The following is a 20,441-nucleotide window of genomic DNA, read 5'->3' on the forward strand; positions in this document are numbered from 1 at the left end:
TGTTCTTCGATGAGCAAGGAAAAAGCAAAATTGCCTCTTGAGCCGTACCTTACGTCATAGCGTAGAAGAGGTCTCGATCATGAAGGAGACCGCTGTGTGCGCCGAGAGGAATGAAGAGGTATGGCTGACCGCTGCCCAATGTGCCAATCGCATTGGCTTAACGGTCCGTGCGCTCCGACTTTATGAGCAGCGTGGCCTCATACATCCGAGAAGAACGAGAAAGAATTGGCGGCTGTACGGTGCAGATGAGATCGCCCGTTTAAATGAGATTCTGGCTCTCAAACGAGCAGGACTTAGCCTGACGAACGTCGCAAAGCTTTTGGCCGATCATGTCACCGACCTCGATGGCTTGCTGGCCATGCAGCATTCGGCACTGCAGGAGCTGCGGAACCGAACCGAACGCAGTCTCAACATCATTGATACCCTAAGAGTAAAGATTGCCGGGGGTAGGCACCTCTCGGTCGATGAGCTCTTAAAACTCGCAAAGGACACCAATATGACCGAATCTTCCACGGACGAAACAGCATGGCGGCGGTACGAACAGGCGAGACCGCGAACCGAGATTAAAATTGATCCGAATCTGTATGCCGAATATGCGGGATACTACCTCCTGGACAATCTAGGTTATGTCTTCACGCACAGAGACGGTCGACTTTTTACTCAAGTGACTGGCCAGTCTGAAGTTGAAATTTTTCCGGAGGGCATCGATCAATTCTTCTACAAGATTGTACCCGCGCAGATCACGTTTGCTCGCGATCTCAGTGGCGCCATCTCCGGCGTCGTCCTGCATCAACATGGCTATGACCACACCGCCTCCCGTGTGACGGAGGAACTGGTTCAGAGCATTGAGGACAAGCTAGCCGAGCGGATTAAGAACAAGATGCCGCTGGTGAATAGTGAGGTGTTGCTCCTCAAGTCGATTGCGGAGCATCAAAGGGGTGAACCCGACTACGAAAGAATGACTCCGGCACTTGCTGCGGCCACTCGTGAACAGAGCGCCGTGATTCAAGCAGATCTGGAACGATTGGGACCATTGCAAGGCGTATCACTCAAAGGGGTGGGGCCAGGCGGCTGGGATATTTGCGATGTCCGGTTCGAGCATGGGAATATGGAGTGGGGATTTGCCTTGACGTCTGATGGAAAGTTCAATGGCGAATACCTTCGACCGCTGCTGTGAGTAGCGGTTGAAACGGCGGCGCGGCGGCGGGTTCTTCAGGAGGGCTGCATTTTCGGGTGCAAGCTTCGCGAGGTGAACTTCAGATCGCTCTGCACGTTCCGGCAGCTCGCCAAACCGCGCAACGCCTTCGGCGAAAGCATATGGGCGTGCTCGAAAGGGGAGCCGTCTCTTTACAGTGTCGGGACTGGATCTAATTTGCTCCGACTGTGGAATCCCCACGCGAATAATCAACGCGCCGAGCGAATGCTTGTGCGCAGATCTTCAAGAAGACCGCCACAGCCGCCCTCGTCATCGAAGTTGCTCCGCTTACGCGCTCACCATCGAGAATGTGCAATGCCGGCGACGATCGGTTCAGAGATCGTCAGCCTTGGCCAATAACGCGCTCTTCAATGGCAATAGCGCGGGAGACAATGTAGACAGAAGCATGTCTCTTGGCACGCCGTCGGCCGCCTGCACCGATAGGCCGTGAAGAAAAGCGGCGTAGAATTCCGCCAGCGCGCGGGGGTCGGCATCAGGTTTCAACTCGCCGGCCTCCGATGCCATTTTCAGACGCTCGTGTAGGGAGGCAGCGCGGTCCCGCCGGTATCGGCCGAGCCGCGTGCGGACCGCCTGGTTATTGATCGTATAGTTGGTGGCCGCCATCACGATCATGCAGCCGTGCGGGTGATTTGGACGCGTATAGAGCAGGATCGCATCCTGCAGAAGCCGCTCGAAGGCATCGAGAATAGTCGATTCCTCAGCCAGGGCACGGGTGGCAAATCCGCCCTCGCCGGAGGCGTACAGCATGACCGCTTCCTGGAACAGCGCCTCTTTCGATTCGAAAGCGGCATAGATGCGCGCGGACGCTATGCCCATGGCGTCGACGAGGTCGGCCATCGAGACGCCTTCGTAGCCTCGCTCCCAGAAGAGGTCACGGGCTTTGGCCAACGCCTCATCACGATCAAATTCCCGTGGCCGTCCTGCCATGCTTAACCTCAATCTTTGTCATTCAACAAATAATAGCCTTGACTCGACTATGCAAGTCTAACATTATTTGTTGATCGACAAAGAATTGACGGAGAGGGTCAATGGACCACCTTGCAGAAAGACCATCAGTCGGGGCAGGTGCGGCGAATTTCAACCGGGCGGCTGCGCTGGCGCTCCTCGCATTTGCACAGTTAATCATCTCGCTCGATATCAACATCGTCTTCGTCGCCTTGCCCAAAATCGGCGAGAGTCTCAACTTTTCCGGTCAGACGCTGCAATGGGTCGTCAGCGCCTACACAGTCTTCTGCGGCGGTTTTCTGCTCTTCGGTGGGCGTGCGGCGGACCTCATCGGCCAACGCCGATTGTTCATCACGGCGCTCGGGCTCTATGCGATATCCTCACTGGTGGGGGGATTGGCCTGGGAGCCCGCAGTCATCATCGCAGCGCGAGCCGTCCAAGGCATCGGCGGTGCTTTTCTCTTTCCCGCCACTCTCTCCCTCGTCAATCGCCTATTTGCAGAAGGGGCGGCGCGCAACCGGGCTCTGGCGGTCTGGGGCGGGGCGGGTGCCAGCGGTCTTACGATCGGATCGCTCGCTGGCGGTTTTCTAACGAGCGCTTTTGGCTGGCCATCGGTGTTTTTCGTCAATGTCTTCCTTGCCTTGATTGCGATCGTCGCAGCCCTTTTCGTCATCCCGCGAGATCCTCGTGTGTCTCATGGCCGCTCCTTCGACTTGTCGGGAGCGCTGACGGTTACGGGAGGCGCCACTCTGCTGGTGTTCGCACTCGTCCAGGGGCCGGTGTTCGGCTGGAATGCCGCACCTATTCTCTGGGCCTTCGGTCTATCGGCGCTTCTGCTGCTGGCGTTCATGATCATCGAATCGCAAAGCCGCGATCCATTGATGCCTCTCAGGCTGTTCGGCAACCGCATGCTTGTGACGAGCATGGCCATCACCTTTCTCTACATGGGTACGTTTGGAGCCTTGCCCTATTTTCTGACGGTGCTGTTTCAGGATATCCATCACTTCACGGCCTCGGAGACGGGTCTTGCTTTCCTCGTTCCCTCGCTTGCCATTGCCGCCGGTACTCAAATCGGCGAGCGGTATGCGTCGCGCTTTTCGGCACGATCGACATTGATCGCGGGAATGCTGGTAGGGGCGGCGGGTACCGTTATCATGGTGGCCGGGGCGTGGCCCGAAAGCAGCTATGCAGCCATCGTTCCGGGTCTGCTCGTCTCGGGGATCGGTCAGGGCGTCGTATGGACGGCAATGTGGATCATTGCCGGTTCCGGAGTGCCGGATCGCGAACAGGGTGTTGCATCGGGAATGGCGTCGACCACGATGAACATCGGCAACGCCGTTGGCCTTGCTGTCCTCGTTGGTCTTGCCAATGCTTATGCCGGTTTTGCAGGGGGCAAGGTGTCCGCCGGCGATCTCGCGAGCGGTGTTCGTCTCGCCTTTTGGCTTTGCGCGGCGGGCGGCGTCATCGCCACGGTTATTGCCGTAGCAGCGTTGTTCCGACCTCGGCAGTCGTAGTAACGTCCAGCAAGCATCGATTGTATATCGCGGAGAAGCTCTTGCATCTTGTCGCTTGGCGGTTCTTCGGTTCGCCGGCGGCTTTTTTTGGTCATAACCGTATCAGGCTGGCCTCTGCCAACCATCGTCGAATTTTCACCTGCCAGAAGGTCCCATTTGGCAACCATGATCGTAGCAATATATGTGAAATCATCGTTCGTGAGCGGAAGCATGCTTATTTGACTGTCGAGGTGAGGGAGCTCCAATGGCTGAGGCATATTTGGTTTGTGAAGTTCGTTATCACATCGATCGGGACGGCCTGGACGAATTCAAGATCTACGCGCAGACTTGGAAGGAGCTCATCGAGCGTCACGGCGGAAAGCACGACGGATATTTCATTTCCCGACAGGCTCCTATTGGCGCGACCATGAGTTTCCCGGGAGTTGGCCATGAGGACACGTCTGTGGTCGCCGTTGCGCGTTTCACATTTCCTGACGACGCGAGTTATCTGCGATATCGGGAGGAGGTCGGAAGAGATCCCGATGGTATCGAAGCGAATTCGCGATATCGGACAAACCCGCCGTTTAAAAGCTACGAGCGGACATTTCTGGAGCATTTGGTCTGAATAATGAAATCCCCAGCGACTGCTTAGGGCGATCGGACATCTGATGCCCGCAAATCAAGGCCGAGTTTCCATCCTGGGCCACCGGAAATCTAGGCTCCTAGTAATGTTGCTCGGTATCGGGTTCGGGTCATCTCCGATTTGCATATCGATATGCTGAAGGTGAGCTCCGGGAGTTTCAGTAAACCGAGCTCCCGTCAGCAGTGAACAAATTTTGAAGATCGGGGCCCTTCGTTTCCCACTTCCCTGCCGCGACATCCCTTTACTCGCAACATTTATCGCTGGAGCTGACCCGACACCATCCGCATGATGAGGGTGATGCGCTGAGACCGGAAAGCGGGCCTTATTCTGCCGTGGCGCTCAAGCTCCACCAATCCGTGGAGCGCTGCCCAGAAAGTTTCCGTGGCGGTATCTACATCCTGGGCGAAGGGCGCGATCACCGTCGCCATGGCTCCGAAGCCCGCACGGAGCTGCGGTGGCGTATCGGATCTGGCGAAGCGCAGACCGGTGGGAAGGATAAACATCGCCTCGTACATTGCCGGTCGGGCAAAGGCGAAATCGAGATAGGCGGTCGCGACGCTTTCTATTGCCTCTTCGGGCGTGGACGACGGCCGGATCGCGGCGCGAAGTATTCCGGCCAACTCGCCAAATCCTTCGAGCGCGACCGCCCCGACGATTTCATCGCGATTTTGGAAATGCGAATAGAGAACGGGCTGGCTGTATTCGATCTCGTCGGCGAGACGCCGGATCGTGACCGAGGTCCAGCCGTCGCGTTCGGCGATCGTCCTCGCAGCGACAACGATCCTCCGGCCTCGTTCCTCCCTTTCCCGGGCCTTGCGTTCGCTGATACCCACGTCGTCTCCTCGTCTTCATGCACGATTTCTCGACGCTAACGTTATCAAAAAGAACGTCGGTTGAAAAACTAGCAATGCTAGATTATATGACATCGCTATAAGAACTCACCGCGACATGGCTCGCTGGAGAAGAGAATAGTGATGGATCTTCCAGTTCAAATTTTCATGGGCACAACAGTGCTCAACACCGTTCTGGTTTGGCTGTCCGCAGCCGCGTTTCTCGTCGGGGCCATAGTGAACATGAGCGGCCATTCAAAAGTCCGCGCGGGCTTCGTGCAGCTTGGATTTCCATTCTGGTGGTGCTGGGTCACAGGCGCGCTCGAATTCCTAACCGCAGTGCTGCTGGTTACAGCCGGCAGCCGATATATCGGGGTCGCTTTGGGCACCTGCATCATGCTCGCAGCGATCACGGCCATTGTCCGTATCCGGAACTATCGCGAGCTACCGCCGCCAATGCTGTTCCTGCTGTTGCTGATGCTGGCCGGTCTCAGCGGTCATGCTTGAGCATCTCGCCGCACATAAGTTCATCACCCTGAGAACCTCCGCGTAACTGGCTGGCTAAAACTATCCATCGCCAGGTGTCGGGCATCATTCGAACTCGCGCCATCAACCTCTTCTGAAAGAAGGCGCCGTACGGAGCGAAATCGCCTCCGGACTGCGCAAAGCCACGGCCCCAAGGAGGCCAGATCATCGTGTCACATCGCAAAAGCAATACAGCCATCGTCTATCATTCCGGCTACGGTCACACTCAGCGAATGGCGGAAGCCATCGCAGAAGGGGCGGGCGGTACGCTTTACGCCATTGACGCCGACGGCAACCTTTCAGATGAGGCCTGGGCCGCATTGGATGCCGCCGACGCCATCATCTTCGGATCGCCGACCTACATGGGTGGTCCGAGCTGGCAGTTTAAGAAGTTTGCCGACACGTCCTCGAAGGCCTGGTTTGCCAACAAATGGCAAGACAAGGTCTTCGGAGGCTTTACCAACAGCGCCAGCCTGAACGGTGACAAGCTCAACACCCTCGAATATTTCGTTCTTCTGGCGGGACAGCATGGCGGTCTTTGGGTCAGCCTGGGTATGAAGCCGGCCAACGTGAAGGCGTCGAAACGCGACGATGCCAACAGGATGGGATCGTACATTGCGCCCATGGCTCAGTCCGACGCCGATGCAGCCCCGAGCGAAATGTCGGTCGGCGATCTCGCAACCGCCCGCGCCTACGGCGAGCGCGTCGCACGGGTTGCGCTGCGGCTCGCATCGGCTCAGGCGGCCTGATATCGGCGCCGGTTCTCAAGGCGTAAACGGCTGCTGGCTCCCGTGGGCAGGCGGCCGTTTCTTGCATACCGACACCCTCTTCTCCCGTCCCTGAAGGAAAATTTCGTCGACCCGGTGTCGGACGGATCCGGTTTCAATCGTCCCTGGGATAGTACGCCATAAACGGAGAGGACGATGACCAGCAAAATATCGACCATCATTACCGTCTTTGAACGATCGCCAGACCGTGGCCGGGGACTGGCGCGGGACATGCCGGTTCGCTGGGCGCTCGAAGAAGTGGGAGAGCTTTACGAGGTTCGCCTTGTGTCGTTCAAAGCGATGAAGGAGCCCGCACATCGCGCGCGTCAGCCCTTCGGGCAAATCCCGACCTATGAGCGAGGCGATCTCGTTCTCTTCGAGTCGGGGGCGATCGTGTTTCATATCGCAGAGCATTACCTGGGCCTGCTGCCAGTTGACCCAAACGGCCGTGCCCGCGCCGTCGCCTGGATGTTCGCTGCGCTCAATACGGTGGAGCCGCCAATCATCAACCGCGGCGTCCACGAGCCCTGGTACGAGCAGCGCCGTCCGCTCGTTGAAGAAGCCATCCGCGATCGACTGGGTGACCTGTCCGCTCGCCTTGGCGATGCCGACTGGCTCGAGGGCGCATTCAGTGCCGGCGACCTGATGATGGTATCGGTGCTGCGCAGGCTGCACGCATCGGGCATTCTGAACGAATATCCGAATCTCCACGCCTATGTCAGGCGCGGTGAAGCGCGGCCTGCCTTCCAGCGGGCTTTCGACGCCCAGCTGGCGGTTTTCACCTCCACATCGGGCGGTTGATCGCGGTTTGCCGAAAGGCGGTCTGCCATCTTGCGGATCCCCGTTCAGTTAATTGAGCGCTCCGAACGATTTTGAGCTGACGTTGCCTGCCGGAGCGTGTCGTCGGCTGCGCCTGCCGATCAGTTTTATGTCCACGCCCCGATCAGCATGCGCATGAAATGTTCGGCAGCGGGCGACAGCGTTCCGCCCCGACGGCGGACAACGCCGATGGTGCGCGAGATTTCGGGATTTCGGATCGGGCGTGTGACCAGGAACGGGTGCTCCCCCTGCGGGGTCGCCATTTTCGGCAGCACGGAAATCCCGAGCCCTGCCTCCACCAGACCGAGCGATGTGGAAAGATGGGTCACTTCGTAAAACCAGTTGAGCTTGATGTTCGATCTGGCCAGAGCAGCGTCAAGCAACGTCCTGTTCGCGCTGGAGCGATGAACTGTGATCAGCGGGTAGGGTTCAAGATCCTGCCATCGGACCTCTTTCTTTTCCGCTAGCGGATGGTCGCGCTTGGCTGCCAGGACAAATGGATCCTCGGCCAGCCTCTCGAAGACAAGATCGCTGTCAGAGCTTCCCATGATATTGATCCCGAATTCGACCTCGCCGCGTGCCACCGCCTGCAATGCGTCAGTCGCGGTCAGATCGAGAATTCGAAGCCGAATATTCGGATATTCCTGGTTGAACTGGCGAATGACGGAAGGCAGGAAATAAAAGGCTGCCGTCGGCAGGCATGCGATTGTTACCAGCCCTCCGCGCTTGGTTCCCAGTTCCCGCATCGAAAACAGCGAACCGTCGAATTCTTCGAGCATACGCTGCACCAGAGGCACGAGTTCGGTTCCAAGAGCTGTGGCTGCGACATGGCGCGTCGTCCGTTCCAGCAGCGGCGCGCCGATTGCCTGCTCCAGCTTTTGGATGCGCCGGCTCAGCGCCGGTTGCGACATGTTCAGCTGATCGGCCGCGCGATGAAAGCCCTGCAGTTCGACCACGGCAAGGAAGGCTCTAAGGTCAAGGATTTCGCAATTGATGTTCATTCCGTATCAATGCCCTCGATTTTAGCATTTCACATATCAATCATTAATTCCATAATAGCAATAACAAGGCGGATTGATACGATAATCACATTATATGGCGAGAAAAACGCATGAATGATTTGCTCTCCATACCGTGCGTGCTGATGCGGGGCGGCACCTCGAAGGGCCCGTTCTTTCTGGCGTCGGATCTGCCGCAGGACCCGGCGGAGCGGGATCAAGTACTTTTGTCCGTGATGGGCTCCGGGCATCCGCTTCAGATCGATGGTATCGGAGGGGGAAATCCGGTCACCAGCAAAGTTGCCATTTGCGGCCCGGGAACGGTGCCTGGTGCCGACGTGGATTATCTGTTCGCGCAGGTTCGCGTCGACAGGCAGATCGTCGATACCTCACCCAATTGCGGGAACATGCTGGCGGCCGTTGGGCCGTTCGCGATAGAGGCGGGGCTTGTGCCGGTCGCCGGAGAGACCACCCTCGTCAAAATCTTCAACGTCAATACCGGCAAGATGATCGAAGCCGAGGTTCCGACACCGAATGGTGCGGTAGCCTATCTCGGCGACGCTCGGATTGACGGTGTGCCCGGTCAGGCTGCTCCGATCGCGCTCACGTTCAAGGATGCGGCAGGTGCCCGAACGGGCCAGCTCTTCCCAAGCGGCAAATCGATAGAGACGATCGCCGGCATCGATGTGACCTGTATCGATTGCGCGATGCCGATGCTCCTGATTGAGGCGGCCTCGCTTGGCGTGACCGGATACGAGAGCGCTGCTGAACTGAACGGCAATCATTCGCTGATCGAGCGGCTGGAAGATCTTCGCATTCTCGCGGGCGAGAAAATGGGGATGGGTGACGTTCGCAGCCAAGTCACCCCGAAACCGGTTCTCATCTCTCAGGCCAGACACGGCGGCGCATTGAACGTTCGCTACTTCATGCCGAATGAATGCCATCCGTCACTGGCGACAACAGGCGCTGTCGGGATTGCAACGGCCTGTGTGAGCGAAAACACTGTGGCATCCCGCCTTATTGGCGTTCAAACACCGCCCGTCGTGCTTTCCATTGAACATCCGAGCGGCCATCTGGACGTGAAGCTGCAGTTGCGAGATGGAAAGCTCGTCGCCGGAATTCTTCGCACGGCACGCAGGCTGTTCGAAGGCCATGTCTTTGCAAAGCCCGCCAAACCGCTGGTTTGTGCAGCATAATCAAGCAACCCATGGTGCCGGGAGGGCGCCAAGATGGAGGAGATCGAATGAAAAAGCTTATTCTCGCACTCGCTGCGGCGGTAGCGCTGTCCGGAACGGCTTTCGCGGAACCTGTCCGCATCAGCGTTGGTTCCTACAACCTCAACAACCTGCCTTTCCCGGTCGCGCAGGGCTTGGGTCTTTATGAGAAAGAGGGCCTGGAGGTCACCGTCGAAAACTTCGCGTCGGGCGGATCGAAAACCCTGCAGGCGCTGGTTGCCGGCTCGACGGATGTTGCTGTCGGCTTTTACGACCATACGATTCAGATGCAGTCGCAGAACAAGCATGTTGTCGCCTTCGTGGAGCTTGGGCGCAATTCCGGGCTGGTGCTGGCCGGCGGCAAAGACGCGAAATTCGATCCGAAAGATCCGGAGACCATTAAGGGCGCCAAGATCGGAATCACCGCTCCGGGCTCGTCCTCGGACTTCTTCATTCGCTACTATCTTCAGCGGCATAAGCTCTCGGCGAACGACGTTTCGATCATCGGCGTCGGATCGGGCGCCGCGGCAGTGGCAGCGCTTCAGCAGGGCAAGATCGATCTCCTCGTAAATTACGATCCTGCGGCAACGTTTGTGGTCGAGAAGGGTGTCGGAAAGATCCTGATCGATGCTCGCAACGACGATGGTGCTAAGGAAATCTATGGTGGCATCTATCCGACATCGGTGCTCTACGCCACGCAGGACTACATCTCCAAGAATCCGGAGACCATTCAGAAGGTTACAAACGCAACGGTAAAGGCGCTTCAATGGATGAAGACGCACAGCGCCGCAGAGATCGTCGAAAAGCTTCCGCCGGAATTCATTTCGGGCGACAAGGAGACGTATATCAAGGCAGTTGAAAACGCGCGGCAGATCTTTTCCACGGATGGGCTGCTGGACGAAAAAGATATCAAGACGCCTCTCGATGTCCTGACGTCGTTCAACGACAAGGTCAAGGCTGCCAAGATCGACCTTTCCAAGACCTATACCAACGAATTTGTAGCGAAGGTGCCGGCGACGGCATCGAACTAAGGGAGGTTAAGATGTCCGTGACAGCCTTAAAGCCGGCAGCACAGACACCGCATGCGGCGGCGTCGCCCAAAGCGATGGTGGCAATCGAAAATGTCACCATGGCCTTTGGCTCCTTCGTCGCGGTCCAGGATGTGAATCTGGCGGTGGCCGATGGCGAATTCGTCGCTATCGTCGGGCCGACGGGCTGTGGCAAAAGTACGATCCTGAATGCGATTGCAGGTCTTTTGAAGCCGGCAAAGGGCTCGGTCTCCATCGATGGCAGCGTGGTCTCCGGCATCCAGAATAATATCGGCTATCTGTTTCAGCAGGATGCTCTGCTTCCATGGAAAACCGCGATCGAAAATGTGGAACTGGGGCCGATGTTCCAAGGCGTCGGCGCGGGCGAGCGCCGGGAGCGAGCCCTCAAATGGCTGGCGAAGGTCGGGCTTAAAGGCTTCGAGGATCGCTATCCGCATCAGCTTTCGGGCGGCCAGCGTAAGCGTGTGCAAATGGCGCAGGCGCTGATAACGGGGCCGAAGGTTATCCTCATGGACGAACCTTTCTCCGCGCTCGACATTCATACCCGGCATCTGATGCAGAATGAACTGCTTCGGCTATGGCAGGAAGAGCAGCGGGCTGTGGTTCTGATTACGCATGATCTTGAGGAAGCGATTGCTCTGGGCGATCGTGTTGTGGTTCTGGCCTCGGGTCCCCGGTCGCGCGTCATCGACAGTTTCCCTGTCGATCTGGAGCGGCCTCGCGATGTCGCGGAGATCAAGCTCGATCCCCGCTTTACCGAACTCTATCGCAATATCTGGGCTTCCCTGCGCGGTGAAGTGGAGAAAAGCTATGAACGCCATGACTGAGAGACTTACCCAACTGGCATTGCTGCTGGTCATTGTCGGCGGTTGGGAGATCGGCGTGAACCTGGGCGTGATCGATGTCTTCTTCTTTCCCTCGCCTGTCGATATTCTGAAACAGGTATTCACATGGGTCACCGATCCCGGCTTCTTCAAGCATGTGACCATTACCCTCACGGAAACGGTGCTCGGCTACATCATCGGCACGGCTCTTGGCGTTGCTGCAGGCGTATGGCTCGGACTATCCCGCTCCGCAGCGCGAATCCTCGATCCGTTCATCAAAGGCCTGAACGCCATTCCGCGTGTGGTTCTTGCCCCGATCTTTGTCTTGTGGCTCGGCCTGGGCCTTTGGTCCAAGGTGGCTCTCGCCGTCACGCTCGTGTTCTTTGTAACCTTTTTCAACGCGATGCAGGGTGTGCGTGAAGTCAACCCCGTGGTGCTGTCCAATGCCCGCATTCTTGGGGCGAAGAAATCCGAACTGCTGCGCCATGTCTATTTCCCGGCTGCGGCGAGCTGGATCCTTTCATCGCTTCGGACATCCGTTGGTTTTGCGGTTGTTGGCGCCATCATCGGTGAATATCTGGGTGCATCGGCCGGTCTGGGTTACCTCATCGCGCAGGCTGAAGGGAACTTCGATGCCGTCGGCGTCTTTGCCGGGATCTTCATCCTGGCAGTGTTCGTCCTGCTGATCGATCTCGTCCTGGATTTCGTCGAGGCTCGTCTGATCAAGTGGCGTCCACGGGCGGCGGAACGTACCACCTGATTGTGCAAAGATAGTCGGAGCGTTCACGCATTTCTTCGAATTGCGTGAACGCTCTTTGGTTCTATGCGCATCCGGCCGGAAAGCCGGTGCGCATTTTTTCTGGAATTGCTTTAACGCTCAAATGGCTCGCCAAGGGAGGCGACACCGTTGAGCTTGAGCAGGCCACGGTCTGCCGAGATGATGCCGAGGACGATAATCGTCACGAGATAAGGTAGGCATGACAAGAGTTGTGAGGGGACCGCAAATCCGGTCGCCTGGGCGGCAAGTCCCATAAGCGATACCGCACCAAACAGGCAGGCGCCCAGGAAGATCCTCCCCGTCAGCCAGGTTCCAAATACGACGAGAGCAATAGCAATCCAGCCGCGCCCGGCGATCATGCCGTCCGCCCAGAGCGGTGTATAGATCGTGGAAGCGTAAGCGCCGGCGAAGCCTGCCATTATGCCGCCGAAGGCAACCGCGGCGAAACGGATTGCAATAATGGGATAGCCGATCGCATGCGCGGCCTTCGGGTTTTCACCGACCGCGCGCAGCACCAGGCCAACCTTGCCGTAGGCAAACAGCGCCCATATGGCGATCGTCACGACAAGCGAGATCCAGACGACGATATCTTGATTGAAGAGACCGCCGATACCCGGAATGTCCGACAGCCCGGGGATCGCGATCTTCGGCAGCGTCGTGACGGTCAGGCTCTCATAACTCTTGCCGAACAGCGCCGAGAGGCCTTGGCCGAAAATCCCAAGAGCAAGGCCGGCCGCAACCTGGTTCGCGTTGAAACCCAGGATGATCCCGGCAAAGATCATCGAAAGGAGAGCGCTTCCTAGGCCCGCGGCGAGGAAGGCGAGAAAATGGCCGCCGCCGTGATAAACGACAATGAAGGCGATGGCGGCACCAAGCGCCATCAGCCCTTCGACACCGAGGTTGAGGACACCGGCACGCTCTGCGACAAGCTCGCCCAGGGCTGCCAGCAGAAACGGTGTTGCAGCTGCCAGCATGCCCGCAAGAATGAACTCGACAGCACTCATGATGTGCTCCGTACGGATGTGGGGCGCCATACGATACGATAGCGCACGAAGGCCATGGCGATCAGATAGATGAGAAGCAGGCTGCCCTGGAATACGCGGACCGCAGCAATGGGCAAATTGGCGGAAACCATGGCATTGTCGCCGCCGATATAGAGAGCTGCCATGACGATCGAGGAAATGACGATGCCGATCGGATTGAGACCGCCAAGGTAAGCGACGATGATTGCGGCGTAGCCATATCCGGTCGAGATCGAACGCTGTAGCTGGCCAAGCGGGCCTGCGACCTCGGCAGCACCGGCAAGACCGGCCGCTGCTCCGCCAATGATCAGCGAGAGCCAGATTGCCCAGCTCTCCTTGAAGCCGGCATAGCTTGCCGCCCGGGGCGCCAGTCCGCCGACCTGCAATTTATAGCCGGCGAAGCTCTTCTGCATGAAGATCCATGCGGCAATCGACAGAGCAAGGGCAAACACGAATGAAACATTGACGCGTGTTCCCTCAAAGAGGATAGGCACCATGGCATCGTATTGGAACATGACCGACTGCGGGAAGTTGAAGCCGTTCGGATCTTTCCATGGCCCGAGAAGCAGATAATTGAGCAATTGCGCGGCGACGAAGCTCAGCATCAGCGAGACGAGGATCTCGTTGGCATTGAGCCTGACACGCCAGAAGGCGGTGAGAGACGCCCATAGAGCGCCGCCGAGCGTGCCGAGCAGCAGCATCGCCGGCCACATCCATTGGCCCGTTGCCTGCGGCATCCAGATGGGTATGGAGGACGCGAAGATTGCCCCGAGAATGAACTGGCCCTCGGCACCGATGTTGAAGACCTTCGTTCGAAAGCCGATCGCCAGACCCTGTGCGATCAGAAGCAGCGGACCGGTCTTCAGCAGTACCTCCGAGAATGATGCCCACGAGACGAACGGCTCGATCAGCATGGCGTAGATCACCGCTGCCGGGTCGCGACCCATCGCAATGTAGAGGCCAAGATTGAGGGCGATGGTCACGACGAGGGCAATCGGCGGTGCGAGCAATTTCGCAGTCAGCGAGGCTCGTTCCCGTCGGACCAGGGTGGGCAGGGCGGCGGAGAAGGAACTGCTCATGCGGGCGCTTTCTCGCGTTGGGGCTGTACGCCGATCATGTATCGACCGATCTCTTCCGGGTGGGTGTCGCGCGTGACGAGCGGCGGGCTTAACCTGCCGTGATAAAGGACCTGGATAAAATCACTGAGTTCGAACAGCTCCTCGAGTTCTTCCGATATGACGAGAATGGCCATGCCCTGATTGCGCAGCTCGATCAGCCGCTTGCGAATAGCGGAGGCCGCGCCCACGTCGACGCCCCAGGTTGGTTGAGCCAGGAACAGCAGTTTCGGCGCCAGCATGATTTCGCGCCCGACAATGAACTTCTGCAGGTTTCCGCCGGAAAGCGAGCCCGCTTCCGCATCCGGGCTGGGCGTGCGCACGTCATAATCCCGGATGCATTCGTTTGCGAAGTCAGTCGCCGTGCCGCTGTCGAGGAGGCCATGTTTCACGAACCCTAACGGATGCGCCGTTAGCAGACCATTGAGGGTCAGCGACATTTCGGGGACGGCGCCATGACCCAGCCGGTCTTCCGGGACAAAGGCAAAGCCGAGCTTCCGGCGGCTCGCCGCATCGAGACTACCCACGTCGTGTCCCATCATGAAGATCTGGTCGCGCTTGTCCCGCGGCAGGGTCGTTTCCCCCGAAATCAGCGCGGCCAGTTCCTTTTGTCCATTGCCGGAAATGCCGGCAATGCCCAGAATCTCGCCGCTGCGCACACTCAGGCTGATGGTGGATAGCGGCATGCCAAAAGGATCGTCGGGTTGGTAATCGAGGCCAATGAGTTCCAGGCGCTTTTCGCCTTCAGCCATGGGCAATGCAGGGATTGCTTCCGGCATGTCGCGGCCGATCATCATGCGGGCGAGATCATGGGCGTCATGCTCGCGCGGATCCACATGCCCGGTCACATGGCCGGCACGCAGGATGGTGGCGCGGTCACACAGGGACTGGATCTCCTCCAGCTTGTGCGAGATGAAGAGGATCGAGACGCCGCCGTCGCGCAGGCGGCGCAGCGTCTCGAACAGCTTCCCGACAGCCTGCGGCGGCAGCACCGATGTCGGCTCGTCGAGGATCAGCAGCTTCGGATCGGTCATCAGGCATCGGATGATTTCCACCCGCTGCCGCTCGCCAACTGACAGTTCGTGCACATGGGCGAGCGGATCGACTTCGAGACCGAATTCATCCCCCAATTTGCGGATGCGCTGCGCAAGTTCGGCTCTGCGGCCGGCCACGATCAAGCGAATGTTCTCGACGACCGTCAGGTTCTCGAACAATGAGAAGTGCTGAAAGACCATCCCGATGCCGGTACGCCTCGCCTCCGCTGGGGAGGCAAGGCTGAGAGGCTGCCCATGCCAGGCGATAGTCCCTTCGTCCGGTTGTTCGACACCGTAGATCAGCTTCATCAGGGTCGATTTGCCGGCGCCGTTTTCTCCGAGGATGGCATGGATCGAGCCCTTGGCCACGTCCAGGTCGATATGCTTGTTAGCATGGACCTGGCCGTAGCTTTTAGAGATGCCGCGCAGCGACAGCAGCGGAATGGTCATGACGTGATTACTTCGGCAAAGGCGTCTTCACACCTTTGACATGCCAGTCCATCGCGACGATCTGGGCATCCGTCAATGTCGCGCCCGAAGCAGCTCCCTCGCTGCCGTCGGCCTTGGTGATCGGGCCGGTAAACGGCGAGAAGCTGCCGCTTGCGATCTTGCCTTCGGTTTCTTTGATCTTCGCCATGGTATCGGCCGGGATTGCCGTGCTCCAGTCGACGACCTGGACGACCTTCTCCGCGACGCCGAGAAACGCGTTGGCGCCTTTGAACGTGCCGGCGAGATGGGCATCGACCGATGCCTTGAAGAAGGGCGACCAATCTGTGGACACGCAGCCGAGATAGGTTTTCGGCGCATATTTCTTCATCGAGGAGTTCAGGTTGAAGGCGTAGACGCCGGCTTCCTCGCAGGCCGATATGACCGAAGGCGTATCCTGCGCGTTCGAGAAGATCACGTCGCAGCCCTGCGAGATCAAGGCCTTGGCCGCTTCCTGTTCCTTGGCCGGATCGAACCAGGAATTGACCCAGACGACCGATACCTCGATGTCGGGCTTCACCGCCTGCGCTCCGAGCGTGAAGGCGTTTACCGACGTGATCAGTTCAGGAATCGCGAAGGCGGAGACCGAACCGAGCTTGCCCGTCTTGGAGACGGCGGCTGCCGCCATGCCAAGCAGGTAAGTTCCTTGAAAATACTTGGCGGCGAAGGGGGAAAAATTCGGCGCGACCTGGAAGCCGGAGGCATGAAGGACGCTGACCTTCGGATTGCGGCGAGCAACCTGAAGCGCACCGTTCTGATAGCCGAACGAGCCGGCGATCAGGAAATGGTTTCCATCGGCGACCGTCTTGTTCATGATGCGGTCCGCATCCGGACCTTCGGCAATGTTCTCGATCACCGTCACCTTGACCTTGTCGCCATAGGCGGCCTTGATCGGATCAAGGCCCGCGGCCAGCGCATGGCCCCAGCCGACATCGCCGATCGGCGAGGGCACGACGAGCGTGATGCCCAGCGGTTCGTTTGCGGCAAAGGCAGAGCGGCCGGTAAAGGCCGTTGCGAGCCCTGCAACAGCCGCGCTCTTCATCAATGTTCTGCGGGTCAGATTCTTCTGCATCCCAGTTCCCCTTTTGGTTTTTCAGAATTCTACTGTTGCAAGTGCGGCCTCGGCCGCGGCAAACAGCGCAGCCTCGTCCAGTCCGGTAAATTCACCGCCCTGCCAGACGATGCGTCCGTTGATCATGGTCAGATCGGTGGGCATGCCGATCCCGACCTTGGCAATCAGGCTCAGCGGGTCATGCCGAGTTCCGACATAGTCCATCCGTCGCGTATCGATGGCGAAGAGGTCGGCTGCCATGCCCGGGGCGAGACGCCCGATATCCGTGCGTCCCAGCAAGCTTGCGCCTCCGCTTGTCGCATAGCGCAGAAAATCGAGCGGGGCGGGGACCGAGTGCTGACGCGTCGAGGCCGTCAGGCACTGCAGCATATAGGCGGAATGGATGCAGTGCATGAGGTTGGAATTGTCGTTCGATGCCGCTCCATCGCAGCCGAGGCCGATGCGCAAGCCGAAGGCCTGCATCGCCGGAATATCCGTCACTTCGGCGCCGACGAGGTAGACCGGCTCCGGACAATGGGAGACGCCGGTGCCGCTCGCCGCCATCTTGCGCAACTCGTCATGCGTCAGTTCCCAGCAATGGGCGTAGAATGCATCAGGGCCGGCAAAGCCCAATTCGGTGCAGTAATCGACCGTGCGCATGCCGTGCCGCGCCTCGATGACCGGGCTTTCGCCTTCGCCGACATGCGTGTGCATCTGCACGCCGCGATCGCGCGCCAGCGCAACCGACTCGACGAAGGTTTCGCGATAGCAATTGACCGGCTGGCAAGGCGCGACCACCACCTGGCGCATGCTGAAGGGGCCGGCATCGTGATAGCTGTCGATCAGCCGCGCGCAATCGGCAATGAATTCATCCGTGGTTTCGAGCATGGCGTCCGGGATCGTCGACCCCTCGGATTTCGGCAGGGTATTGCCGCCGCGGCCTGCATGAAAACGCATGCCAAGAAGGTCGGCTGCCTCGAACTGGCGGTCGATCAGACGCTTTCCGGCATGGCGGGGGAAGCAATATTGATGGTCGAAGGCGGTGGTGCAGCCGTGCTTGATCATCTCGGCCATGGCGGTGACCGAGGAATGATAGAAGCAATCCTCTGTCAGCCGCGAGAAGATCGGATAGATGCGGTCGAGCCATTCGATGACGGAGAGCTTCGTCCAGTCGAGATCCGCCCGATTGCGCACGAAGCACTGAAAGAAGTGGTGATGGGTGTTGACGAGCCCCGGATAGACGAACCAGCCGGTAGCATCCTGAATGATCGTGCCCTCCGGCAGGGCGTTCAGCGAGAGGTTTTCGCCGATCACCTGGATCGCCGGGCCGTTGGTGAGCAGGTCGACGTTTCGGCGCACGCTCGGTCCCTTGCCCTCATCGACGATCACAGCCGCGCAATTTTTCAGGAGATAGCCGGTCATTCCATCACGTCTCCGCCGCCGGGTGCGGATCGGGTTTCAGCTCGTGCAGGCGGTGAATGCCGGGCATTTCGATGAAACCGGGCAGGCTGCGGATGGCGCGCATCCAGAGCCGGATCAACGGGTAGGGGTCAAGCGAGATGCCGCCGTCGGGCGCAAGCGCGACATAGGGAAAGCAGGCGATATCGGCGATGGTCGCCCGGCTTCCTGCGAGGAATTGCATGCCGCGCTCGCCCTGCTCGAAGAGGCCAGCTTCGAGTTCGCGCAATGCCGCAATCCCCTGAGCCTGTAGAAGTTTAATGTCACCCGGTCGCAGGAGCATTTCGTGGAGCCGTGCGCCACCAAGATTGGCGGTCAGGCGATGCGAGAAGGAGAGCCATTGCTGTACGCGCGCCGTCTCCTGCGGCGAATCCTGCCCCAGCCATTCAGGCGCAGAATTGGCAGCGAGATAGGCAAGCATGGCGGAGGATTCGGTGAGCACGAGATCGCCATCTTCGAGGATCGGGATGGAGCCTGCCGGATTGAGCGCCAGAAGCTCCGGCCCGCGATGCTCCGCGCCGGGATGGAAGTCGACGGGCCGGATGTCGAGCTTGATACCCAGGATCGCGGCCATCAGCCGTACCTTGTAGCAACTCGGCGATAGAACATAATCGTAGAGCTTCATTGTGCGACCAACTGTGCGCCGTAGGTATAATTATGGCGCTTGAGCCATCGCCGGTAGGCGACCGAGGTGAGGTCGGCCCTTGTCGGGATTTCCATGCCGGGATCGAGCGGAAGAAGCGCGGGTATCTGGTTTTCGAGGATCGAGCGGTCCTGCAGGAAGATCGTCTGCTGAAAGTGGATGAGGTCCGTCATCGGCGTTTCATCATCGAAGAGCGCCATCCACGGCCACACGTCGCAGAGGTCTTCGGCAAGAGGCTGGACGAACAAGGTTATGACGTCCCATTCGCTGGGGCGCGGAGGGCATGTCTTGTAGAGGACGGAACAGGTCGGGGCCGGCACGCGGTACATATATTCGGTGGTAATGCCGCCGGTCGCGGACTTTGCAGCCTGCGGCTGGTAGAATTTTACTTGCGTTGCCCAGACTTCATCGACACCCTCGCGGATCTCGACCTTGTAGTTTTCGACTTCCGTATGCGGTTCCGCACCGAGGATGTCGGTGTGGACGAAGGGAAAATGCGCGATGTCGAGAAAGTTCTCTACGGCGCGAAGCGGCGAGCAGCGCACACGGACCACGCCGACATCGACGAAGCGCCGGCCCGGCTGATCGGCCTCCGGAATGGCGAAAAGCTCCTTCTCCGGGTTCCCGAGGGAGGACCAGACATGGCCATACCGCACGCGGACGGGGAGGGCTCTTCCCTCGGCAGTCATCACCTGCGCATTGCCATGCCGATCGCGCGCGACCTCGATCGCCTCGCCCATTAGCCAAGTCTTGCTTCCCTTCTCGCTGAGCTGGCTGAAGAGGCCGACAGGATACCATTCATCGATCATGGCGCCGCCTTTCATTCCGTGATTTCCCTATGGCGCTCTTCCGCCGCACGGCGGATGGATTCGACAATCCGGGATGCCGCAATGCGGTCTGCCGGGCTGCGATCCCTGTCGACCATGAGAAGAACGAGCGTATGCTTTTCCTGTAGCGCCAGCAGCAACCCGATCCAGGGAAATTCCGGCAGGCGGATCAGTCCCCTCGCGTCGACCTTCGCCCCTGTTGCGGCCTCGATTGCCGCGACATCCGCTTCCACGCTCAGAGAGCGTAAAGGGACAAGCTCGTCAAGCTGTGGAGGCTGTGTTGCCGGCGGTGCGACGGCTGCCCATAAGATGCCGCCCGCTTCTTCGATCTGCTGGACGGCGACGCGGATGGTTTCCGGGGGAACCAGATCCGGATGGGCGGGAATGCGAATACATCCGCCTGACAGCGAATAGCTCCATCCGTGATAGATGCAGGAGAGCGCTTCGCCGCGAACGAAACCATGCGATAATCTCATTCCGCGATGCGGACAGCGATCGGAAGATGCAGTTGCGCGGCCCGATTGACTGCGCCATAGGGCAATCGGGCCAACCGATGTCCAGGCCGGTATGACGGTTCCTGGCGGCAGATCAGAGGAAAGGGCGACTGGCGCCCAGGATCCGATCCCATCAAATGGCATAGCCTTAACTCTCTTAATTTCACCAATGGCTTAGCGCCGCTGGTCATGGGCAGGCGCCGATGCCTG

At 59.0% G+C, this 20,441-nt stretch carries 21 protein-coding genes; 10 read left to right on the forward strand and 11 right to left on the reverse strand.

Annotated elements, in window-relative coordinates; all coding sequences use genetic code 11:
- The first annotated feature begins 79 nt into the window (after nt 1-79).
- On the forward strand, nt 80-1,177 hold the full coding sequence (locus tag AC13RE_RS25810) for a MerR family transcriptional regulator (RefSeq protein ID WP_488565045.1): 1,098 nt from the start codon (nt 80-82) through the stop codon (nt 1,175-1,177).
- A gap of 351 nt (nt 1,178-1,528) precedes the next feature.
- Here the strand turns inward: AC13RE_RS25810 and AC13RE_RS25815 are convergent, their stop codons facing one another.
- Complete coding sequence (locus AC13RE_RS25815) at nt 1,529-2,143, reverse strand: TetR/AcrR family transcriptional regulator (protein WP_488565046.1); 615 nt, start codon at nt 2,141-2,143, stop codon at nt 1,529-1,531.
- 101 nt (nt 2,144-2,244) lie between these two features.
- Between AC13RE_RS25815 and AC13RE_RS25820 the strand changes: the two genes are divergently transcribed.
- Nucleotides 2,245-3,675, forward strand: coding sequence for an MFS transporter (locus tag AC13RE_RS25820; RefSeq protein WP_488565047.1), 1,431 nt, complete (start codon nt 2,245-2,247; stop codon nt 3,673-3,675).
- A gap of 244 nt (nt 3,676-3,919) precedes the next feature.
- Entirely contained in the window at nt 3,920-4,279 is a 360-nt protein-coding gene (locus tag AC13RE_RS25825) for a hypothetical protein (protein ID WP_488565048.1), read from the forward strand.
- A 272-nt stretch (nt 4,280-4,551) separates the two neighbouring features.
- Here AC13RE_RS25825 and AC13RE_RS25830 read toward each other — a convergent pair whose 3' ends face one another.
- Nucleotides 4,552-5,130 carry a TetR/AcrR family transcriptional regulator gene (locus AC13RE_RS25830; RefSeq protein WP_488565049.1) on the reverse strand — a complete coding sequence of 193 codons (579 nt, stop codon included), beginning with the start codon at nt 5,128-5,130 and terminating at the stop codon, nt 4,552-4,554.
- A gap of 141 nt (nt 5,131-5,271) precedes the next feature.
- Here AC13RE_RS25830 and AC13RE_RS25835 point away from each other — a divergent pair, with 141 nt between their 5' ends.
- The 3 genes from AC13RE_RS25835 to AC13RE_RS25845 all read left to right on the forward strand — a co-directional run bounded on the left by AC13RE_RS25835 (nt 5,272) and on the right by AC13RE_RS25845 (nt 7,220).
- The gene (locus AC13RE_RS25835) at nt 5,272-5,634 is read left to right on the forward strand and encodes a DoxX family protein (protein WP_488565050.1); all 363 of its coding nucleotides are present in this window, start codon (nt 5,272-5,274) and stop codon (nt 5,632-5,634) included.
- Nucleotides 5,635-5,822: 188 nt separating this feature from the next.
- On the forward strand, nt 5,823-6,401 hold the full coding sequence (locus tag AC13RE_RS25840) for a flavodoxin family protein (protein WP_488565051.1): 579 nt from the start codon (nt 5,823-5,825) through the stop codon (nt 6,399-6,401).
- Between the two features lie 174 nt (nt 6,402-6,575).
- Nucleotides 6,576-7,220, forward strand: coding sequence for a glutathione S-transferase family protein (locus AC13RE_RS25845; protein ID WP_488565052.1), 645 nt, complete (start codon nt 6,576-6,578; stop codon nt 7,218-7,220).
- 125 nt (nt 7,221-7,345) lie between these two features.
- Here the strand turns inward: AC13RE_RS25845 and AC13RE_RS25850 are convergent, their stop codons facing one another.
- Nucleotides 7,346-8,239 (reverse strand): LysR family transcriptional regulator, encoded by an 894-nt coding sequence (locus tag AC13RE_RS25850; RefSeq protein ID WP_488482116.1) that lies wholly within the window; start codon nt 8,237-8,239, stop codon nt 7,346-7,348.
- Between the two features lie 110 nt (nt 8,240-8,349).
- On the opposite strand from AC13RE_RS25850, the gene AC13RE_RS25855 reads away from it, so the two are divergent.
- The 4 genes from AC13RE_RS25855 to AC13RE_RS25870 are packed head-to-tail and all read left to right on the forward strand — an operon-like array spanning nt 8,350 to nt 12,083.
- A complete protein-coding gene (locus AC13RE_RS25855) occupies nt 8,350-9,432 on the forward strand; it encodes a 4-oxalomesaconate tautomerase (protein WP_488565053.1) in 1,083 nt (360 codons plus the stop codon).
- Nucleotides 9,433-9,479: 47 nt separating this feature from the next.
- A complete protein-coding gene (locus AC13RE_RS25860) occupies nt 9,480-10,481 on the forward strand; it encodes an ABC transporter substrate-binding protein (protein ID WP_132720409.1) in 1,002 nt (333 codons plus the stop codon).
- An 11-nt stretch (nt 10,482-10,492) separates the two neighbouring features.
- The gene (locus tag AC13RE_RS25865; protein WP_112338120.1) at nt 10,493-11,326 is read left to right on the forward strand and encodes an ABC transporter ATP-binding protein; all 834 of its coding nucleotides are present in this window, start codon (nt 10,493-10,495) and stop codon (nt 11,324-11,326) included.
- Nucleotides 11,310-12,083 carry an ABC transporter permease gene (locus AC13RE_RS25870; RefSeq protein WP_112400135.1) on the forward strand — a complete coding sequence of 258 codons (774 nt, stop codon included), beginning with the start codon at nt 11,310-11,312 and terminating at the stop codon, nt 12,081-12,083. Before AC13RE_RS25865 ends, AC13RE_RS25870 begins: the two co-directional genes overlap by 17 nt.
- A 110-nt stretch (nt 12,084-12,193) precedes the next feature.
- On the opposite strand, the gene AC13RE_RS25875 is transcribed toward AC13RE_RS25870, so the two are convergent.
- The 8 genes from AC13RE_RS25875 to AC13RE_RS25910 are packed head-to-tail and all read right to left on the reverse strand — an operon-like array spanning nt 12,194 to nt 20,375.
- Complete coding sequence (locus AC13RE_RS25875) at nt 12,194-13,105, reverse strand: ABC transporter permease (RefSeq protein WP_488565054.1); 912 nt, start codon at nt 13,103-13,105, stop codon at nt 12,194-12,196.
- Nucleotides 13,102-14,202, reverse strand: coding sequence for an ABC transporter permease (locus AC13RE_RS25880; protein ID WP_488482120.1), 1,101 nt, complete (start codon nt 14,200-14,202; stop codon nt 13,102-13,104). Before AC13RE_RS25880 ends, AC13RE_RS25875 begins: the two co-directional genes overlap by 4 nt.
- The gene (locus AC13RE_RS25885) at nt 14,199-15,722 is read right to left on the reverse strand and encodes an ABC transporter ATP-binding protein (protein ID WP_488565055.1); all 1,524 of its coding nucleotides are present in this window, start codon (nt 15,720-15,722) and stop codon (nt 14,199-14,201) included. The genes AC13RE_RS25880 and AC13RE_RS25885 overlap by 4 nt, the downstream gene beginning before the upstream one ends.
- 7 nt (nt 15,723-15,729) lie before the next feature.
- Nucleotides 15,730-16,830 carry a BMP family ABC transporter substrate-binding protein gene (locus AC13RE_RS25890; protein ID WP_112338127.1) on the reverse strand — a complete coding sequence of 367 codons (1,101 nt, stop codon included), beginning with the start codon at nt 16,828-16,830 and terminating at the stop codon, nt 15,730-15,732.
- A gap of 21 nt (nt 16,831-16,851) precedes the next feature.
- Nucleotides 16,852-18,231 carry an amidohydrolase gene (locus AC13RE_RS25895; RefSeq protein WP_488565056.1) on the reverse strand — a complete coding sequence of 460 codons (1,380 nt, stop codon included), beginning with the start codon at nt 18,229-18,231 and terminating at the stop codon, nt 16,852-16,854.
- A gap of 4 nt (nt 18,232-18,235) precedes the next feature.
- Complete coding sequence (locus AC13RE_RS25900) at nt 18,236-18,892, reverse strand: glutathione S-transferase family protein (RefSeq protein ID WP_488565057.1); 657 nt, start codon at nt 18,890-18,892, stop codon at nt 18,236-18,238.
- Nucleotides 18,889-19,734, reverse strand: a complete 846-nt coding sequence (locus AC13RE_RS25905) for an aromatic ring-hydroxylating oxygenase subunit alpha (protein ID WP_132720418.1) — start codon at nt 19,732-19,734, stop codon at nt 18,889-18,891. The genes AC13RE_RS25900 and AC13RE_RS25905 overlap by 4 nt, the downstream gene beginning before the upstream one ends.
- A complete protein-coding gene (locus tag AC13RE_RS25910; protein WP_132720419.1) occupies nt 19,731-20,375 on the reverse strand; it encodes a Rieske (2Fe-2S) protein in 645 nt (214 codons plus the stop codon). The genes AC13RE_RS25905 and AC13RE_RS25910 overlap by 4 nt, the downstream gene beginning before the upstream one ends.
- Between the last annotated feature and the right edge of the window lie 66 nt (nt 20,376-20,441).

This window comes from Martinezella sp. CNPSo 3959, from assembly GCF_057784355.1.

Bases quoted from the DNA above. Each gene is read 5' to 3' on its own strand.
- AC13RE_RS25825 (WP_488565048.1), top strand. From the start codon at position 3,920: ATGGCTGAGGCATATTTGGTTTGTGAAGTTCGTTATCACATCGATCGG.
- AC13RE_RS25895 (WP_488565056.1), bottom strand. From the start codon at position 18,231: ATGACCGGCTATCTCCTGAAAAATTGCGCGGCTGTGATCGTCGATGAG.
- AC13RE_RS25860 (WP_132720409.1), top strand. From the start codon at position 9,480: ATGAAAAAGCTTATTCTCGCACTCGCTGCGGCGGTAGCGCTGTCCGGA.
- AC13RE_RS25890 (WP_112338127.1), bottom strand. From the start codon at position 16,830: ATGCAGAAGAATCTGACCCGCAGAACATTGATGAAGAGCGCGGCTGTT.
- AC13RE_RS25885 (WP_488565055.1), bottom strand. From the start codon at position 15,722: ATGACCATTCCGCTGCTGTCGCTGCGCGGCATCTCTAAAAGCTACGGC.
- AC13RE_RS25910 (WP_132720419.1), bottom strand. From the start codon at position 20,375: ATGCCATTTGATGGGATCGGATCCTGGGCGCCAGTCGCCCTTTCCTCT.
- AC13RE_RS25815 (WP_488565046.1), bottom strand. From the start codon at position 2,143: ATGGCAGGACGGCCACGGGAATTTGATCGTGATGAGGCGTTGGCCAAA.
- AC13RE_RS25875 (WP_488565054.1), bottom strand. From the start codon at position 13,105: ATGAGTGCTGTCGAGTTCATTCTTGCGGGCATGCTGGCAGCTGCAACA.
- AC13RE_RS25835 (WP_488565050.1), top strand. From the start codon at position 5,272: ATGGATCTTCCAGTTCAAATTTTCATGGGCACAACAGTGCTCAACACC.
- AC13RE_RS25850 (WP_488482116.1), bottom strand. From the start codon at position 8,239: ATGAACATCAATTGCGAAATCCTTGACCTTAGAGCCTTCCTTGCCGTG.
- AC13RE_RS25820 (WP_488565047.1), top strand. From the start codon at position 2,245: ATGGACCACCTTGCAGAAAGACCATCAGTCGGGGCAGGTGCGGCGAAT.
- AC13RE_RS25845 (WP_488565052.1), top strand. From the start codon at position 6,576: ATGACCAGCAAAATATCGACCATCATTACCGTCTTTGAACGATCGCCA.
- AC13RE_RS25855 (WP_488565053.1), top strand. From the start codon at position 8,350: ATGAATGATTTGCTCTCCATACCGTGCGTGCTGATGCGGGGCGGCACC.
- AC13RE_RS25810 (WP_488565045.1), top strand. From the start codon at position 80: ATGAAGGAGACCGCTGTGTGCGCCGAGAGGAATGAAGAGGTATGGCTG.
- AC13RE_RS25905 (WP_132720418.1), bottom strand. From the start codon at position 19,734: ATGAAAGGCGGCGCCATGATCGATGAATGGTATCCTGTCGGCCTCTTC.
- AC13RE_RS25865 (WP_112338120.1), top strand. From the start codon at position 10,493: ATGTCCGTGACAGCCTTAAAGCCGGCAGCACAGACACCGCATGCGGCG.
- AC13RE_RS25870 (WP_112400135.1), top strand. From the start codon at position 11,310: ATGAACGCCATGACTGAGAGACTTACCCAACTGGCATTGCTGCTGGTC.
- AC13RE_RS25880 (WP_488482120.1), bottom strand. From the start codon at position 14,202: ATGAGCAGTTCCTTCTCCGCCGCCCTGCCCACCCTGGTCCGACGGGAA.
- AC13RE_RS25900 (WP_488565057.1), bottom strand. From the start codon at position 18,892: ATGAAGCTCTACGATTATGTTCTATCGCCGAGTTGCTACAAGGTACGG.